The following is a 16,690-nucleotide window of genomic DNA, read 5'->3' as shown; positions in this document are numbered from 1 at the left end:
TCTTATACGTTATTTCATCTGCCTACTGATATGAGGCTGTTTTATTGATTAGGTGATATAACATACTGAACTTTCATTCGGAGCTTAATTCATGTCTACATTTGCACTTGCCTTTGGTACTGCTACTAAAAACCGCGAACAAAAAATAATCGAAGCATTTTTTCCAAATCCTTTACTGGCACCAAGTGACGATCTTGTTGCCGTTATTGGTGGTATCGTGGGATATAAAGAAGGTAATCAAGTTATTGAAGTTACTGCCGAGGTCGCAGAGCAATTAGCGGCTGCGTTTAATGGTGCAAATGAAACAGCAAATGCTGATTTTGCAGTTGCTGCTGCAAAGTCAACACAGCCACTTGTATTAGTTATTTTAGCAACAGATGAAGCGCCTGTTACCGCTGCTGAAGGTTTCTTAAAATTACAACTTATTTCACATCGTTTAGTTAAACCACACGGTGTAGTGTTAGATGGCGTTTTTGGTGTTTTACATAACATTGCATGGACAAATAAAGGGGCTATCGATCTACCTGAGCTTGCAGAACGTCAAATTGAAGCGCGTTTAAATGGTGAAACGATTATTGTTGATTGCGTTGATAAATTTCCTAAAATGGTTGACTACGTAGTGCCTGCTGGCGTACGTATTGCTGATACTTCGCGTGTACGTTTAGGTGCGCATGTTGGTGAAGGCACAACGGTAATGCATGAAGGCTTTATCAACTTCAATGCAGGTACAACGGGTGTTAGTATGGTTGAAGGCCGTATTTCAGCCGGAGTTATGGTTGGTGAAGGTAGTGATATCGGTGGTGGTGCTTCAATTATGGGGACACTGAGTGGCGGCGGTAAAATGGTCATCAGTATTGGAGAAAACAGCCTGTTAGGTGCTAATGCTGGATTAGGATTTCCATTAGGCGACCGTTGTACTATCGAGTCTGGTCTTTATGTCACTGCTGGTTCTAAAATTAAATTGTTGGATAATGAAGGTAAAGAAGCGGGATTTGCTAAAGCACGTGAATTAGCGAATAAAAACGACTTACTTTTCCGACGTAATTCTATGACTGGGCAAATTGAATGTTTAGTGAATAAAAGTGCCGTTGAATTAAACAGCATGCTGCATTCAAACTAGTCACCTATATTGATATAAAAGGAGCTTAGATGCTCCTTTTTTGTTTTTATGACATTCCTAGATACAATAATTAATCATTATCCCCTTGATAGCTATTGCTCTAATATCCGGTTTGCGCCTGACACTGCATTTGGATATAGCATAGGTATAAATAAATCGTAGATATAATTAGTTAGCCTATTTTGAATATTTAGCGAGGGAACGAAGTGCTTTTTGTAATGCAGGGTCTGCATTTTCTGCTAAAGATAAAAAAGATTGCGCTACATCATTTGGCATTTTACTCGCTGGTTTAATATGTTTTCGAGGCTTGCGTTTAGGTTTATCGGCAAGTTCTTTTAATCTTGGATTTACACTAAATTTCAATTTTAGTAGAGCAGGTGCTTCCTGTCGTAAGAGAGATAAAATATCATTACGCATAAATTGTAAGCGTAATTGCCAAGTTGCATCGGGAATTTCTATTAACAAACTCCCATTTTGTAAATTTCCTATTCTACAACCGGCTATATTATGTTGTTTCAAATAGCTTTGTAGTAAACTATCTAATTTTGTAATTAGATTTGTGTTTTGTTGTAACCCGTTTTTTTTAAGTAAAAAAGAAACAGGTTTCGGTGTACGTGATCTATTCATTATTTTTTATCAACAGTGAAAGCAGAGATATGAGTATAACGGTAATTTATTCAATGAAGGAAACACAACATACGTTTTCTTTAACAAAAAAGAAACTACTTGTTATTTTGTTTGGTTTTCTTTTACTCATTATCGCCAGTTTTACTGCTGTTCAACAGGTTTATCAGCAACAGTTACAACAATTTAAAACGATAACGTTACAGAATAATGAAATAAGTAAAGCACAAGAAATACAAGCTATAAAGTCTGAAAGTGATGAAAAATTACTCGTGCTTGCCAATAAAATTGGTGAATTACAGGCTCAAATGAATCGTTTAAACGCCCTGGGTGAACGGGTTATTGAAAAGTCTCAATTACCTACCGAGGAATTTAACTTGGAAATGTCTGTACCTGAAGGCGGTCCTATGATTGAAGCCAGTGAGCTTCATTTTGAATATATGGATTTACGGGATCAAGTTAATAATATTGATCAAAGCCTAAAAAAACGGGAAAAACAATTTGATAAGCTTGAAATTACATTAAATCATCTCCACTTAAATAATCAGGCATATATTTCAGGAAAGCCAGTTGCAGGTAAACATGCGTGGCTTTCATCTCCTTTCGGGGCGCGTAAAGACCCCTTCACTGGGAAATTAACACAGCATAACGGTGTTGATATTGCTGGACAAACTGGCATGGCTATTATTGCTACAGCAGCAGGGGTCGTGACAGAGGCAGGTGAACATACAGGTTATGGTTTTTTAGTTGAAATTCAACATGGCAATGGAATGGTGACGCGTTATGCACATGCAAAAGCCGTCACTGTATCAATAGGAGATATCGTTAGTAAGGGACAACAAATAGCAATCATGGGAACGACAGGACGCTCCACAGGGCCTCATGTACATTATGAAGTATTACGAAACGGCAAACCAATCAATCCTAATTATTATATTCAGCGTAAAGCCGTTTAGAAAAAATAATTAATTTATAAATAATGAGAACAATAAAATGATCACACAACTAATGACCAAAATAATAGGCAGTCGTAATGACCGCTACCTTAAAAAACTTCGTAAAATTGTTAATGAGATTAATAAATTAGAGCCAGAGGTTGAAGCGCTTTCAGATGCTGAATTAAAAGCGAAAACAGCTGAGTTTAAAGAACGTATCGCTGGTGGTGAAAGTTTAGAATCAATTGAAGTTGAAGCTTATGCTGTTGTGCGTAGTGCATCTAAACGTGTATTTGGTATGCGTCATTTTGATGTTCAACTTATCGGTGGGATGATTCTAAATGAAAATAAAATTGCAGAAATGCGTACGGGGGAAGGTAAAACATTAACAGCGACATTACCGGCTTATTTAAATGCATTAACCGGTAAAGGTGTGCATGTTATTACGGTTAATGATTACCTCGCACGTCGTGATGCAGAGTGGAATGCTCAACTGTTTGATTTCTTAGGTTTAACCGTCGGTATTAACTTATCAGGTATGCAGCCAGAAGAAAAACGTACGGCCTATGCTGCTGATATTACGTATGGTACCAATAACGAATTCGGATTCGATTATTTACGCGATAATATGGCCTTTGAAGCTGGTCAACGTGTTATGCGTCCTCTTCATTATGCTATTGTCGATGAAGTTGATTCGATCTTAATTGATGAAGCAAGAACGCCATTAATTATTTCTGGTCCTACCGATGGCGATGCAACACTTTATACCAAAATAGATACGGTTATACCTTTGCTAACTAAGCAGGATAAAGAAGATACAGAAGAATATACGGGTGACGGTGATTACACTACCGACGAAAAAAATAAACAATCACTGCTTACCGAACGTGGTCAAGAAAAAGTGGAACGTATTCTTCAAGAGCGTGGTTTATTAGCTGAAAATCAATCGCTTTATTCAGCAACAAGCATCAGTATTTTACATCATGTTAATGCGGCATTACGTGCACACACCTTATTTGAAAAAGACGTTGATTATATTATCAATGAAAAAGGTGAAGTTGTTATCGTTGATGAGCATACGGGACGTACCATGCCAGGGCGCCGTTGGTCTGAAGGTCTTCATCAAGCGGTAGAAGCGAAGGAAGGGGTTCAAATTCAAAATGAAAACCAGACCTTAGCATCGATTACCTTCCAGAATTTCTTCCGTTTATACGAGAAATTAGCCGGTATGACAGGTACAGCCGATACTGAAGCATTTGAATTTCAATCTATCTATGGTTTAGAAACCATCGTTATTCCAACCAATAAGCCAATGCTTCGTAAAGATAAGGGCGATTTAGTTTATTTAACTGAAGATGAAAAATACCAAGCTATTATCGAAGATATTAAAGATCGCGCAGAACGTCGCCAGCCTATTCTAGTAGGGACTGTTTCAATCGAGACATCTGAAATATTGTCTAAATTACTGAATAAAGCAAATATCAAGCATAATGTCTTGAATGCTAAATTCCATGAAAGAGAAGCAGATATTGTTGCAGAAGCTGGCGCATTAGGTTCGGTTACTATCGCAACGAATATGGCGGGTCGTGGTACCGATATTGTACTAGGTGGTAATCTACAATCTCGATTAGAGAAATTAGGCGATTTAACACCTGAACAAATTGAAGCTGAAACGGCCAAATGGCAAGCCGATCACGATGCAGTATTAGCGGCGGGTGGTTTATACATTATTGGTACAGAACGTCATGAATCTCGTCGTATTGATAATCAGCTACGTGGTCGTTCGGGTCGTCAAGGGGATGCGGGGGAAAGCCGTTTCTACCTATCAATGCAAGATCCTCTGATGCGTATTTTTGCATCGGAAAAAGTATCTAATATGATGAAGAAATTAGGTATGGAAAATGGTGAAGCGATTGAGCATCCTTGGGTAACACGTGCGATTGAAAATGCACAACGTAAAGTTGAAGGTCGTAACTTTGATATGCGTAAATCCTTGCTTGATTATGATGATGTTGCTAATGAACAACGTAAAATTATCTACGAGCAACGTAATGGTGTAATGGACAGTGAAAAAATCACTGAAACCATTGAGCATATTTGGGATGATGTCTTTAATAGTTGTGTTGATGAATACGTGCCACAACAATCATTAACTGAGCAATGGGATTTAGAAGGTTTAGAGCGTCGCTTGAAGGCTGATTTCTTAATTGAGTTGCCGATTCAACAATGGTTGAAAGATGATCCAAATCTTCAAGAAGAAACCATTCGAGAGAATATCATCACCCATGCAACAGAAGCATACCAAGCTAAAAAAGAACTAGTGGGTGAAGATATCATTGGTAACTTTGAAAAATCAGTAATGTTACAAACCATCGATGCATTATGGAAAGATCACCTTGCGTCAATGGATCACCTTCGTCAAGGTATTCATTTACGTGGTTACGCGCAAAAAGATCCGAAACAGGAATACAAACGCGAATCTTTTGAAATGTTCCTTAGCATGTTGGAAAAATTAAAACATGATGTGGTGACGATTCTTTCTAAAGTACAAGTTCAAAGTAAAGAAGAAGTGGATCAAATTGCAGAGCAACGTCGCCAAGCAGAAGAGAAAGCGCGTATGGAAATGAAACATGCGCAAGCGAGTAATGGTGAACAAGCAGAAGAAGATGATAGTGCGAGTAACGAAAGTTTTGTAAGATCCGAGCGCAAAGTGGGTCGTAATGAACCTTGTCCATGTGGATCAGGTAAAAAATACAAACACTGTCATGGGAAACTCGGTCAGTAATTTATAACCACAAATTTAGTTTTTATAAAACCACTAATATCGTTAAGATGTTAGTGGTTTTTTTATGTGCAAAGCTAACTGATATAAGGCAATCGTGAGGAGTTTATACCAATTGTATTAAATATGTGCTCTAAATTTTGCGCTGGAAAAATGGTTTAGTTTGAGGCGAAAGTTGATGTAAATGGTGGTTCCCTTAACGAAACTTTCAACAAAGAAATAAACTATTTTAACCAGCAAAATAGATCAGCTAATTATTACGATTGGTATTAGAATGGCAGAGTTAAAGATTGCTGCATAAAAAAACGCAGAGACCATGACGATCACTGCGTTATTTTACTGAATATTGATCGCTAAAAGCGAATGTAAGTTTTTAGCTATTATGTTTACGAATAACCGTTAACATTTCTTTTAATAGTTTTGGATTTGCTGCAACAACGTTACCTGATTTCATGTAATCATTTCCACCATTAAAGTCAGTCATCATAGCGCCTGATTCTTTAAGTAATAATTCGCCTGCTGCAATATCCCATGGTTTTAAACCAAATTCCCAGAAACCATCCATACGACCTGCTGCAACATAAGCTAAATCAAGTGCAGCAGAACCGGAACGGCGCATATCTGCAACATCCATAAAGAAGTCTTTAAAGATAGCTAGGTATACATCGGTATGATGTTTTTGTTTGAAAGGGAAGCCCGTTGCTAAAAGAGTACCAGTTAATTTTGGCACTGTGTTAGTACGCGTGCGGTAACCATTGATTTGTGAGCTTTGTCCACGCACGGTAGAAAATAATTCATTACGAATTGGATCAAAAACAATACCGACTTCAGTGCGGCCTTTAATTTTTAATGCAATTGAAACAGCAAAATGTGGGATGCCATGAATAAAGTTAGTAGTTCCATCAAGAGGATCAATAATCCATTGGTGATCTTTATCTTTACCTTCATCAATACCTGATTCTTCAGCAATGATGCTGTGGTCTGGGTATGATTTACGTAAAGTACCAATAATTGCAAGTTCAGCTTCTTTATCGACGCTACTTACATAATCATTTAACGATTTTTCTTCAACTTCAACAGATTCAAGATTTTCGAAGCCTTTTGAGATTACTTTGCCTGCATTGCGGGCAGCACGAATCGCAATATTTAACATTGGATGCATTGGATCACCATTAGATTTTAAAAGAACATTTAACCAAACTAGATAAATATCTTATCGAGAAGATTGTTTATTTATCTAGTTTGGTAGGAAGGGAGATTCCTTCGGCGCAAAATTATACAGGGATTGGATTAATCTGCAATTGTTAATACCATTTAGATTGCTTTTTTATACTTCATGCCCATCGCTATTTTAAATACAAAAAAGTTAGTAACTACTCAGGCCGTCGCCCTTTAAGCTTATTTCATCGTTGAAAAATGCTCATTTAAACCACTAAACTGGGCTTTTTCGCCTTGAACTAAGCATAAATGGCTTATCCCTGAGTATTAACACTCTATTTATGACAAAAATTCATGAAATTTTAAAGGGTGCTGAGTAGTTACAAAAGTTAAACAGAGCGGTGAACGAATTACAGTCATAAAGATTGAAGATCTAGAGGATTAAATCAAGACGTGAGCATAACGAAAATATTTTAATTTTTGAATGTGGCTGACCAATGCATCTTGATTGGTAATGGATATAAATAGTGCTAAACTTTGCACTCTTTAATTTTAGCCCCTATCAAACCTGATAATTGGCAAGCTTGCAGTCAGTGTTATCGTCGTGTTTGATAATTATACCAAGGAATATAAATGCTAGATAATGTTCGTATCATACTGATTGGTACCTCCCATCCGGGAAATATAGGCAGTGCTGCGCGTGCTATGAAAACAATGGGGTTATCAAACTTAGTACTTGTTGATCCTGAGTGTGAAGTTGACGGTAAATCAAAAGCCCTTTCTGCGGGGGCAACTGATGTTCTCGAAAGTCACACAGTATTTTCGACCTTAGATGAAGCCATTGCGGATTGCGGATTAGTGATTGGTGCCAGTGCTCGACCAAGAACATTAGATTGGCCAATGCTTGATCCACGTGAAATGGGTGAAAAAGCAGTAGTAGAAGGTGCTAAATATCCTGTTGCATTAGTGTTTGGCCGGGAAAATAGTGGGTTAACTAATGAAGAATTACAGAAGTGTCATTTTCATGTATTTATTCCTGCCAATCCAGAATATAGCTCACTTAATTTAGCGATGGCAGTGCAAACCCTAAGTTACGAAATTCGAATGGCATTTTTAGCTTCTAAAGTTTATCCTGTTCAGGAAGAAGAATACCCGTTAGCGGAAGAGATAGAAGGAATGTTTAATCATTTAGAGCAAACATTAGTGGATACGCGCTTTATCGTTCCTGCACATCCTGGTTTAGTGATGACTAAATTACGACGTTTCTTTAACCGAGCTCGTCCAGAAATAAAAGAATTACGGATGTGGCGTGGTATATTAAGTAGTATTCAAAAATCACTGCCAGCTAACGAGACTAAATCTGCTGAAATAGAAGGAAATAAATCCGAGTAAAGTATGTGGTTTTTTACTTGACTAATTTGGTCGGGTATTATAATTTAAAACGCATTTGTTGATAATTATTCTTACCCGCAATAGAAGTGAAGTATTATGAAACTAACCTCAAAGGGCCGATATGCGGTCACTGCAATATTAGATGTCGCACTTAAAGAACACGGTGGACCTGTACCATTAGCGGATATTTCAGACCGCCAAGGTATTTCTCTTTCATATTTAGAGCAATTGTTTGCTAAGTTACGTAAACAAGGGCTTGTCAGTAGTGTACGTGGACCCGGTGGTGGTTATAAACTGGGTAAAGCACGCAGTGATATTTCTGTTGCAATGATAATTGAAGCGGTTAATGAAACCGTGACAATTCGTACTTGTACAGAGAATTGTGGTTGTGCTAAACAAGGTACACAATGTTTGACGCATGCCCTATGGGGTCAGTTGAGCGATCGTATTAATACTTTTCTTGATAATATTACACTTGAAGAGTTAATGACGTCGGATCATGTTCAACATATTTCAGAATTACAAAATATTAAATACAATCAAACTGCACAACTAGAAGTGAATGAGCTCTAAGTTGGCGTAGTGGAGAGCAAAATGAAATTACCTATTTACCTGGATTACGCTGCAACAACACCTGTTGATCCTCGTGTTGCAGAAAAAATGATGCAATATCTCACTATGGATGGAGATTTTGGTAATCCAGCGTCGCGTTCACATCGATTCGGTTGGCAAGCAGAAGAAGCTGTTGATATTGCACGAGAGCAAATTGCAGATTTAATTAACGCAGATCCTCGTGAAATAGTTTTTACTTCTGGAGCGACAGAATCCGATAACCTTGCAATTAAAGGCGTGGCGCATTTTTACGGTAAACGTGGTAAACATATTATTACAGCTAAAACTGAGCATAAAGCGGTATTAGACACATGTCGTCAGTTAGAGCGAGAAGGTTACGAAGTGACGTATCTTGAACCGCAAACGGATGGGATTGTTACGCCTGAACAATTACAAGAAGCACTACGTGAAGATACTGTATTAGTGAGCTTGATGCATGTAAATAATGAAATAGGTGTTATTCAAGATATTGCCGCTTACGGTGAAATTTGTCGTGCAAATAAAACTGTTTTACATGTTGATGCGGCACAAAGTGCAGGTAAAGTTGTCATTGATGTTCAAGCAATGAAAGTTGATTTAATCTCATTTTCTGGACATAAAGTTTATGGGCCAAAAGGTATCGGTGCATTATACGTTCGTCGTAAGCCGCGTATTCGTTTAGAGGCTCAAATGCATGGTGGCGGTCATGAGCGTGGCATGCGAAGTGGGACGTTACCTACTCACCAAATTGTTGCTATGGGAGAAGCATTTCGTATTGCACAGGAAGAAATGGGCGTTGAAAATGAACGTATACTTGCTTTACGTACTCGCTTACTTGATGGTTTGAGTGATATGGAAGAAGTTTATGTTAATGGTTCCCTTGAAAAACGGGTTGCAGGTAATATTAATATCAGCTTTAACTACGTGGAAGGTGAGTCATTAGTGATGGCACTCAAAGATTTAGCTGTTTCTTCTGGGAGTGCTTGTACTTCTGCGAGCCTTGAACCTTCCTACGTATTACGTGCTCTCGGTCGTGATGATGAATTAGCGCATAGCTCAATTCGATTTAGTATTGGTCGCTTTACCACCGAAGAAGAAATTGATTATGCGATCAAGATTATTCGTGAAAATATTGGCCGTTTACGAGATATGTCACCACTTTGGGATATGTACAAAGAAGGCATCGATATTAATAGCATTGAGTGGTCTCACCACTAAATTCAAGGGAAGAAATCATGGCTTATAGTGAAAAAGTAATTGATCATTATGAAAACCCTCGCAACGTTGGTTCATTTGATAAAAATGACCAAAATGTCGCTACGGGTATGGTGGGGGCTCCTGCCTGTGGTGATGTAATGAAATTACAATTAAAAATAAATAATAGCGGTGTGATTGAAGACGCTAAATTTAAAACCTATGGATGTGGCAGTGCGATTGCTTCAAGCTCATTAGTTACTGAATGGGTCAAAGGTAAAACATTAGACCAAGCAAGTGCCATTACTAATACCGAAATATCAACGGAGCTCGCCTTGCCGCCGGTTAAAATCCATTGTTCTATTTTGGCTGAAGATGCAATTAAAGCGGCTATTGATGACTATAAAAGTAAACATCCAGATAAATAAAAATTGAATAGATTGTTTATTTCTAATCGGTATAACCTTATCCCTGAAAATGTTAAAAAGTATTGGAGTTGATTTTGGCGATAACAATGACAAAATCTGCAGCAACACAAGTCGCTGCTTTTATTGCTAACCGTGGCAAGGGGTTAGGTTTGCGATTAGGCGTAAAAACGTCGGGGTGTTCCGGAATGGCTTATATTCTTGAGTTTGTCGATCAACTTAATGACGATGATTTAATCTTCGATACCGATGGTGTTAATATTATTGTTGATAAAAAAAGCCTCGTCTACCTTGATGGGACTGAACTCGATTTTATACAAGAAGGGCTCGATGAAGGTTTTCAGTTTAATAATCCGAATGTCGATGATGAATGCGGCTGTGGTGAAAGCTTTAATGTGTAGTTAACTTTAAACATCTATATCATTCCCCTAATAATGACACCTTTATTATTTAATTTATTAAGATAAAGGTGTTTTTCATTTTTCAATTAGGAAACTGTTTTGAATTACTTCGAATTATTCTCTATTCCTGTTATGTTTTCCGTCGACCAAACCAATTTATCTTCTACATATCGCGAACTTCAGCAACAATTTCACCCCGATAATTTTGTGATGCACTCGGATGCTGAGCGACTTGTTGCAATGCAAAAAAGCACGGAAATAAACGATGCTTATCAAACATTAAAAAATAGTTGTTTACGTGCTGAATATTTACTCGCGTTGTCAGGATATGATATTGCGTTACAGAATACCTTGCAGGATACGGATTTTCTCATTCAACAAATGCAATGGCGTGAAAAACTGGAAAATTTTACTGAGGATGATGAAGACCAATTAAGTGCATTTTCTAATGTTCTGAGTGAGCAGGTAGGTGAACTTGAAGCATTGTTAGCAGAACAACTTGGTATTGATAATTTAGCCGGTAGCGCTGACAGTATTCGCAAGTTAAAGTTTATGTTTAAGTTGCAAGAAGAGCTTGCATTGCTTGAAGAAAAATTATTCGATTAAAATAATTAGGAACATATTTAATGGCATTACTTCAAATTGCAGAACCGGGTTTGTCTGCTGCACCTCATCAACATAAATTAGCAATTGGTATTGATTTAGGCACAACTAACTCATTGGTTGCAAGTGTGCGAAGTGGTGAAGCGATAACCTTGGTTGACCATCAACAACAGGATATGTTGCCTTCCGTTGTGCATTACGGTGGCGTTAATGAAGCAGGAGACGTTGCAATCAGTGTTGGTCATGATGCACAGCAGTTTTTATTAACCGATCCTTTAAATACGCTTGTTTCTATTAAACGTTTAATAGGACGTGCAATACAAGATGTTGATACAACCTATCTGCCTTATCGGTTTAGCGAACACCAAAGCGGGCTGGTTCAAATTGAAACGCGTAATGGCGTTGTGAATGCCATCCAAGTTGCCAGTGAAATTCTTAAAACATTAAATCAACGTGCCATTGAATCCCTTCAAGGAGAACCTGACGGCGTGGTGATTACTGTTCCTGCCTATTTTGATGATGCACAACGTCAAGGTACTAAAGACGCCGCACGCTTAGCCGGACTGCATGTTTTACGATTATTAAATGAACCAACTGCTGCGGCCATTGCCTACGGCTTAGATTCAGGCCAAGAAGGCATTATTGCTGTGTATGACTTAGGTGGAGGCACCTTTGATATTTCTATTTTACGATTAAATAAAGGTGTTTTCGAAGTATTGGCAACGGGAGGGGATTCTGCATTGGGTGGTGATGATTTTGATTTCGCCATCGTTAATTGGATTAAATCGGAAGCCAATATCAATAATATTATTTCACCTGAGTTACAACAGGAATTATTACAGGTGGCGCGGCATGCAAAACAAGCCTTAAGTAATCAAAGTCAGGTCGAGATTACATTAAGCCATGTTGATTGGACGGGTATTTTAGATAAAAAAATCTTTAAAACCTTAATCCAATCTTTGATAAATAAAACTATCCGAGTTTGCAAGCGTTGCGTTCGTGATGCACAAATATCATTGGATGAATTAACTCAAGTGGTGATGGTCGGTGGTTCAACACGAGTTCCATTAGTACGTGAAAAAGTCAGTGAATATTTTAAGCGAGAATTATTGACTCGTATTGATCCTGACAAAGTCGTCGCAATTGGCGCTGCGATTCAGGCTGACATTCTTGTCGGCAATAAACCCGATTCAGAGATGTTATTACTCGATGTTTTACCGTTATCCTTAGGATTAGAAACCATGGGCGAATTGGTTGAAAAAGTGATTCCTCGTAATACGACTATTCCAGTTGCACGAGCTCAGGAGTTTACCACCTTTAAAGATGGGCAAACAGCAATGCTGATTCATGTGTTGCAGGGAGAGCGAGAGTTAGTATCGGATTGTCGCTCACTGGCTAAATTTGTCTTAACCGATATTCCACCAATGGCCGCTGGGGCTGCACATATTCGTGTTACTTTTCAGGTTGATGCCGATGGCCTCTTGAGTGTGAGTGCAATGGAAAAGTCATCGGGTGTACAGGCTCAAATTGAGGTTAAGCCTTCCTATGGGTTAAGTGATAATCAGGTAATGGAAATGCTGTCAGACTCGGCAATATTTGCACAACAGGATATCGAAGCACGCATGTTGATAGAACAGAAAGTTGAAGTTAAACGCGTGGTTGAAAACGTCATTGCAGCTTTAAATAAAGATGGTAAAGCATTACTTTCAGTTACTGAATATAAGAATATTAATGAAAATATTGATACACTCCTGCAAATTAGTGAACAAAACGATGTAGAGGCGATTAAAGCCGCATTAAAATCCTTTGATAACTTAACGGCTAACTACGCATCATTACGAATGGATGAATCAATTAAACAAGCACTAACGGGGCATTCGGTCGATGAAATTTAACAATAGAAAGGTGTGTCAGTTATGCCAAAAATAATATTTTTACCCAATGAAGAGCTGTGTCCCGATGGTTTAGTGGTTGATGCTAAACCAGGAGAAAGTATTTTAGACGTTGCATTGAAAAATAATATTGACATTGAGCATGCTTGTGAGAAATCATGTGCATGTACAACTTGTCATGTAGTCGTTCGAGAAGGCTTTGATTCACTTGAAGAAAGTGACGAATTAGAAGATGATATGCTAGATAAAGCATGGGGGCTTGAACCCGAATCACGTTTAGGTTGTCAGGCTTGTGTTGCCGATCAAGATTTAGTCGTTGAAATTCCTAAATACACCGTTAATATTGTGTCTGAGAATTAAACTTATCAATTGAGAATAAAGCTAAATATAGAGAATATGCCATGTTTACATTATTAAACATTCTTGACTTTACTTTAGTTTTATTAGGTAAATATTTTCAACAAGATCCAACGCCTTTTAATTTGACTCATTTAGATCGAAAAAATGCGTGGTTGGATGGTTTTGATGACGATCCTATTCATTGTAGTGGACGCAAATTAGATGCGGTACAGCAATGCTGGATCTCTGAAATGTGAGTAAACCATAATGCTAAACGCAAGCTTCGGCTTGCGTTTTTGTTTCTATAAAAATAATAGGTATAACTATGAGTAATCCTTTTACCGTTTCCTTAAGCTTTGACCCTGCTTCTGAAGCTTGGGGTAAAAATGCACTATTGAGCTTTTTAGAAGGCCAAGCTGTTATTCACTTAGGTAAAAAAACTTCGCAATTTCGCCAAGTTCAACAAGCGGCGCGTAAGTTAGATTCAATGGCGATTACACAAGTGAAATTGCAAGGGGATGAATGGAATAGTGAATTATGTTGGGCATTTTCGCAGGGATTTTATAATGCAAAAAATGGCGCCGATATTGATTTTTCTGAAATTAATGATGCTGAATTGAAAGGCTTAAAAGAGCAAAAACGCATTATAGAATGGGTGCGAGAAATGATTAATCTCGGACCAGATGCATTGTCTCCAGAAAAGCTTTGTGAAGATGCATTTACATTAATTCAAGATGTAAAACCTGAACAAGCCGATGTCCATTATAAAATTCGTTCGGGCGAGGCGCTACTTCGTTACAATTTCCAAGGGATTTATCACGTAGGTAAAGGTAGTGGAAGACCACCCTGTATGCTGATTATTGATTATAATCCAACCGGTGACGACGAAGCCCCTGTCGATTATGCATTAGTCGGAAAAGGGATCACTTTTGATTCTGGTGGTTATAGTTTAAAACCAAGTAGTTCAATGGCGACGATGAAAAGTGATATGGGCGGAGCCGCGACGCTAGCTGGCGCGTTGGCATTGGCAATTTCTAATGGTCTTAATAAACGGGTTAAATTATATCTCTGCTGTGCTGATAACTTGATCAGTGGTAATGCCCTGAAACTAGGGGATGTTATCACCTATAAAAATGGCGTAACGGTTGAAGTTTTGAATAGCGATGCCGAGGGACGATTAGTATTAGCAGATGGTCTTATTGCTGCACAGGAAAGTTCGCCTAAGTTTATTATCGATGCTGCAACATTGACGGGTGCCGCAAAAGCTGCCGTTGGTCGTGAGTACAATGCGCTACTGAGTATGGATAATTCATTTTCTTTACAAGCAGAGCAATCTGCGAAGCAAGTTAACGAAATGTTATGGCGTTTGCCTTTTGCTGATTTCCACCTTGATCAAATTGGTTCTTCCTTTGCCGATATCGCGAATATTCATAGTGGAGAAGGAATGGCAGGCGCATCGACAGCTGCAGCATTCTTAGCTAAATTTATTCAAAAACCAGAAACGAATTGGCTGCATTTTGATTTATCAGGTAGCTACCAACCAAACGGTAATGGATTGTGGGCAACGGGTGCAAAAGGGCACGGTGTACGCACTATCAGTCATATTCTATTGAATTAATATTGATCAATCGTGCTAGTCGAAGCGAGTGTTTTATTGATGTTGTTAACACGCTTGAGTGTTATAGGCTATCGTCGTTTGATTAAGCGTGTAAGATAGACGCATTTGAGCGTGAGATGAATGTAAATGTTAATGATAAAGAGACTATTTACATGGTGCATATTGAAGAATAATAGGTATAAATATGATGAATTTAGCAATAATTAAAGATGAATTATTAGAAGCTGAAAAAGTGCTTAAGGCATTTATTGCCGATCCTGAGAATTTACAACATATCGAAGATGCTGCCGATTTACTTGCTGCGTCCTTTAAGCAAGAAGGTAAAGTACTTGCTTGTGGGAATGGCGGATCTCATTGTGATGCAATGCATTTTGCTGAAGAACTGACGGGCCGATACAGAGAACATCGTCCTGCCTATCCTGCCATTGCTATTTCTGATCCAAGCCATTTATCCTGCGTGAGTAATGATTATGGCTATAATTTTGTATTCTCCCGTTACTTAGAAGGCGTTGGGCGTGCTGGTGATGTACTGTTTTGCCTGTCAACAAGCGGTAATTCGGCGAATATTTTGGAAGCAATAAACACTGCAAAATCAAAAGGTATTTCGGTGATTGCTTTAACCGGTAAAGACGGTGGTAAAATGGCGGGATTAGCGGATGTGGAAATTCGAGTACCGCATTTTGGTTTTGCAGATCGTATTCAAGAAGTACATATAAAAATTATACATATTTTGATTTACTTGATTGAACAGAAAATGGCTTAATTCCTTTAAAGGTTATTGTAAAAATGTGTGAATTGCTTGGCATGAGTGCCAATGTCCCGACTGATATTTGTTTTAGTTTCAGTGAATTAGTTAAACGTGGTGGTGATACAGGGCCGCATAAAGATGGTTGGGGAATTACTTTCTATGAAGGAAAGGGTTGTCGTGATTTTAAAGATCCTGAACCGAGTTGCCATTCCAAGGTCGCTGAACTAGTAAAAAACTATCCAATTAAAAGTAAGTCTGTTATTAGTCATATTCGCCAAGCCAATAGAGGCGATGTCAGCTTAGAAAATACCCATCCTTTTACCAGAGAATTATGGGGAAAAAATTGGACGTATGCTCATAATGGTCAATTAACTGGCTATGAACGTTTACCCATGGGAAGAGCTCATCCAATTGGCCAAACAGACAGTGAGCGCGCTTTTTGTTGGATTATTGATAAGCTTTATCAAAATCATAAGACGGAACCAACAGATATTATTGGCATGTTTAAGGAAATCGCCGGTTACGCTGATACACTGCGTGAAATGGGCGTTTTTAATATGTTACTAACAGATGGCGAATATCTTGTGTGTTACTGCACCAATAATCTCCATTGGTTAACGCGACGTGCTCCCTTTGGAGAGGCGCAACTTATTGATGAAGATATGACCGTCGATTTTAAAAAAGAAACCTCCGATACCGATGTGGTTACCGTGATTGCCACCCGACCCCTTACTAAAAATGAACAGTGGAACAAAATGCATGAAGGTGAATGTTGTGTATTTCATTTTGGTGAACGGGTCCTGTAATTCCTTGTGATGTCGCAGTTACTTAAATGGTTATAGGCATTTTGCATTTATATGTTGAGTCA

The 16,690-nt window shown here is 38.3% G+C and carries 17 protein-coding genes; 15 read left to right on the top strand and 2 right to left on the bottom strand.

Features of this window, described 5'->3' with window-relative positions; genetic code table 11:
* The first annotated feature begins 91 nt into the window (after positions 1 to 91).
* A complete protein-coding gene (dapD, locus tag ACR30L_RS12880; protein WP_435234657.1) occupies positions 92 to 1,120 on the top strand; it encodes a 2,3,4,5-tetrahydropyridine-2,6-dicarboxylate N-succinyltransferase in 1,029 nt (342 codons plus the stop codon).
* 177 nt (positions 1,121 to 1,297) lie between these two features.
* Here dapD and ACR30L_RS12875 read toward each other — a convergent pair whose 3' ends face one another.
* Entirely contained in the window at positions 1,298 to 1,747 is a 450-nt protein-coding gene (locus ACR30L_RS12875; protein ID WP_435234656.1) for a DciA family protein, read from the bottom strand.
* A 29-nt stretch (positions 1,748 to 1,776) separates the two neighbouring features.
* Here ACR30L_RS12875 and ACR30L_RS12870 point away from each other — a divergent pair, with 29 nt between their 5' ends.
* Positions 1,777 to 2,700: a M23 family metallopeptidase gene (locus ACR30L_RS12870; protein WP_435234655.1), complete on the top strand. Its 924-nt coding sequence runs from the start codon at positions 1,777 to 1,779 to the stop codon at positions 2,698 to 2,700.
* Between the two features lie 37 nt (positions 2,701 to 2,737).
* Positions 2,738 to 5,464 (top strand): preprotein translocase subunit SecA, encoded by a 2,727-nt coding sequence (gene secA / locus ACR30L_RS12865; RefSeq protein WP_435234654.1) that lies wholly within the window; start codon positions 2,738 to 2,740, stop codon positions 5,462 to 5,464.
* Positions 5,465 to 5,834: 370 nt separating this feature from the next.
* Here the strand turns inward: secA and suhB are convergent, their stop codons facing one another.
* Positions 5,835 to 6,623, bottom strand: a complete 789-nt coding sequence (gene suhB, locus ACR30L_RS12860) for an inositol-1-monophosphatase (protein WP_435234653.1) — start codon at positions 6,621 to 6,623, stop codon at positions 5,835 to 5,837.
* Between the two features lie 629 nt (positions 6,624 to 7,252).
* Between suhB and trmJ the strand changes: the two genes are divergently transcribed.
* From trmJ to ACR30L_RS12800, 12 genes are all read left to right on the top strand, one after another.
* Positions 7,253 to 8,011, top strand: a complete 759-nt coding sequence (gene trmJ / locus ACR30L_RS12855; protein WP_435234652.1) for a tRNA (cytosine(32)/uridine(32)-2'-O)-methyltransferase TrmJ — start codon at positions 7,253 to 7,255, stop codon at positions 8,009 to 8,011.
* Between the two features lie 96 nt (positions 8,012 to 8,107).
* On the top strand, positions 8,108 to 8,584 hold the full coding sequence (locus ACR30L_RS12850; protein WP_435234651.1) for an Rrf2 family transcriptional regulator: 477 nt from the start codon (positions 8,108 to 8,110) through the stop codon (positions 8,582 to 8,584).
* A gap of 21 nt (positions 8,585 to 8,605) precedes the next feature.
* A complete protein-coding gene (locus tag ACR30L_RS12845) occupies positions 8,606 to 9,820 on the top strand; it encodes an IscS subfamily cysteine desulfurase (RefSeq protein ID WP_435234650.1) in 1,215 nt (404 codons plus the stop codon).
* Positions 9,821 to 9,837: 17 nt separating this feature from the next.
* Positions 9,838 to 10,224 (top strand): Fe-S cluster assembly scaffold IscU, encoded by a 387-nt coding sequence (gene iscU, locus ACR30L_RS12840; protein WP_435234649.1) that lies wholly within the window; start codon positions 9,838 to 9,840, stop codon positions 10,222 to 10,224.
* A gap of 74 nt (positions 10,225 to 10,298) precedes the next feature.
* Positions 10,299 to 10,622 carry an iron-sulfur cluster assembly protein IscA gene (gene iscA / locus ACR30L_RS12835; protein WP_435234648.1) on the top strand — a complete coding sequence of 108 codons (324 nt, stop codon included), beginning with the start codon at positions 10,299 to 10,301 and terminating at the stop codon, positions 10,620 to 10,622.
* A 99-nt stretch (positions 10,623 to 10,721) separates the two neighbouring features.
* On the top strand, positions 10,722 to 11,228 hold the full coding sequence (gene hscB / locus ACR30L_RS12830) for a co-chaperone HscB (RefSeq protein ID WP_435234647.1): 507 nt from the start codon (positions 10,722 to 10,724) through the stop codon (positions 11,226 to 11,228).
* A 20-nt stretch (positions 11,229 to 11,248) separates the two neighbouring features.
* Entirely contained in the window at positions 11,249 to 13,120 is a 1,872-nt protein-coding gene (gene hscA / locus ACR30L_RS12825) for a Fe-S protein assembly chaperone HscA (RefSeq protein WP_435234646.1), read from the top strand.
* A 21-nt stretch (positions 13,121 to 13,141) separates the two neighbouring features.
* On the top strand, positions 13,142 to 13,477 hold the full coding sequence (fdx, locus tag ACR30L_RS12820; protein ID WP_435234645.1) for an ISC system 2Fe-2S type ferredoxin: 336 nt from the start codon (positions 13,142 to 13,144) through the stop codon (positions 13,475 to 13,477).
* Positions 13,478 to 13,518: 41 nt separating this feature from the next.
* Positions 13,519 to 13,713: a Fe-S cluster assembly protein IscX gene (iscX, locus tag ACR30L_RS12815; RefSeq protein WP_435234644.1), complete on the top strand. Its 195-nt coding sequence runs from the start codon at positions 13,519 to 13,521 to the stop codon at positions 13,711 to 13,713.
* A 68-nt stretch (positions 13,714 to 13,781) separates the two neighbouring features.
* A complete protein-coding gene (gene pepB, locus ACR30L_RS12810) occupies positions 13,782 to 15,074 on the top strand; it encodes an aminopeptidase PepB (protein ID WP_435234643.1) in 1,293 nt (430 codons plus the stop codon).
* Between the two features lie 187 nt (positions 15,075 to 15,261).
* Complete coding sequence (gene lpcA / locus ACR30L_RS12805) at positions 15,262 to 15,837, top strand: D-sedoheptulose 7-phosphate isomerase (RefSeq protein ID WP_435237909.1); 576 nt, start codon at positions 15,262 to 15,264, stop codon at positions 15,835 to 15,837.
* Positions 15,838 to 15,860: 23 nt separating this feature from the next.
* Positions 15,861 to 16,628: a class II glutamine amidotransferase gene (locus ACR30L_RS12800; protein ID WP_435234642.1), complete on the top strand. Its 768-nt coding sequence runs from the start codon at positions 15,861 to 15,863 to the stop codon at positions 16,626 to 16,628.
* The last annotated feature ends 62 nt before the right edge of the window (positions 16,629 to 16,690 follow it).

It is taken from the genome of Psychromonas saccharinae (genome assembly GCF_051201515.1).
Classification (GTDB): Bacteria; Pseudomonadota; Gammaproteobacteria; order Enterobacterales; family Psychromonadaceae; genus Psychromonas.
The sequence above is the reverse complement of the archived record's forward strand: the minus strand, read 5'-3'. Positions and strand labels throughout refer to the sequence as shown.

Coding starts and splice junctions, on each gene's coding strand:
- dapD (WP_435234657.1), top strand. CDS start 92: ATGTCTACATTTGCACTTGCCTTTGGTACTGCTACTAAAAACCGCGAA.
- ACR30L_RS12875 (WP_435234656.1), bottom strand. CDS start 1,747: ATGAATAGATCACGTACACCGAAACCTGTTTCTTTTTTACTTAAAAAA.
- ACR30L_RS12870 (WP_435234655.1), top strand. CDS start 1,777: ATGAGTATAACGGTAATTTATTCAATGAAGGAAACACAACATACGTTT.
- secA (WP_435234654.1), top strand. CDS start 2,738: ATGATCACACAACTAATGACCAAAATAATAGGCAGTCGTAATGACCGC.
- suhB (WP_435234653.1), bottom strand. CDS start 6,623: ATGCATCCAATGTTAAATATTGCGATTCGTGCTGCCCGCAATGCAGGC.
- trmJ (WP_435234652.1), top strand. CDS start 7,253: ATGCTAGATAATGTTCGTATCATACTGATTGGTACCTCCCATCCGGGA.
- ACR30L_RS12850 (WP_435234651.1), top strand. CDS start 8,108: ATGAAACTAACCTCAAAGGGCCGATATGCGGTCACTGCAATATTAGAT.
- ACR30L_RS12845 (WP_435234650.1), top strand. CDS start 8,606: ATGAAATTACCTATTTACCTGGATTACGCTGCAACAACACCTGTTGAT.
- iscU (WP_435234649.1), top strand. CDS start 9,838: ATGGCTTATAGTGAAAAAGTAATTGATCATTATGAAAACCCTCGCAAC.
- hscA (WP_435234646.1), top strand. CDS start 11,249: ATGGCATTACTTCAAATTGCAGAACCGGGTTTGTCTGCTGCACCTCAT.
- fdx (WP_435234645.1), top strand. CDS start 13,142: ATGCCAAAAATAATATTTTTACCCAATGAAGAGCTGTGTCCCGATGGT.
- iscX (WP_435234644.1), top strand. CDS start 13,519: ATGTTTACATTATTAAACATTCTTGACTTTACTTTAGTTTTATTAGGT.
- pepB (WP_435234643.1), top strand. CDS start 13,782: ATGAGTAATCCTTTTACCGTTTCCTTAAGCTTTGACCCTGCTTCTGAA.
- lpcA (WP_435237909.1), top strand. CDS start 15,262: ATGAATTTAGCAATAATTAAAGATGAATTATTAGAAGCTGAAAAAGTG.
- ACR30L_RS12800 (WP_435234642.1), top strand. CDS start 15,861: ATGTGTGAATTGCTTGGCATGAGTGCCAATGTCCCGACTGATATTTGT.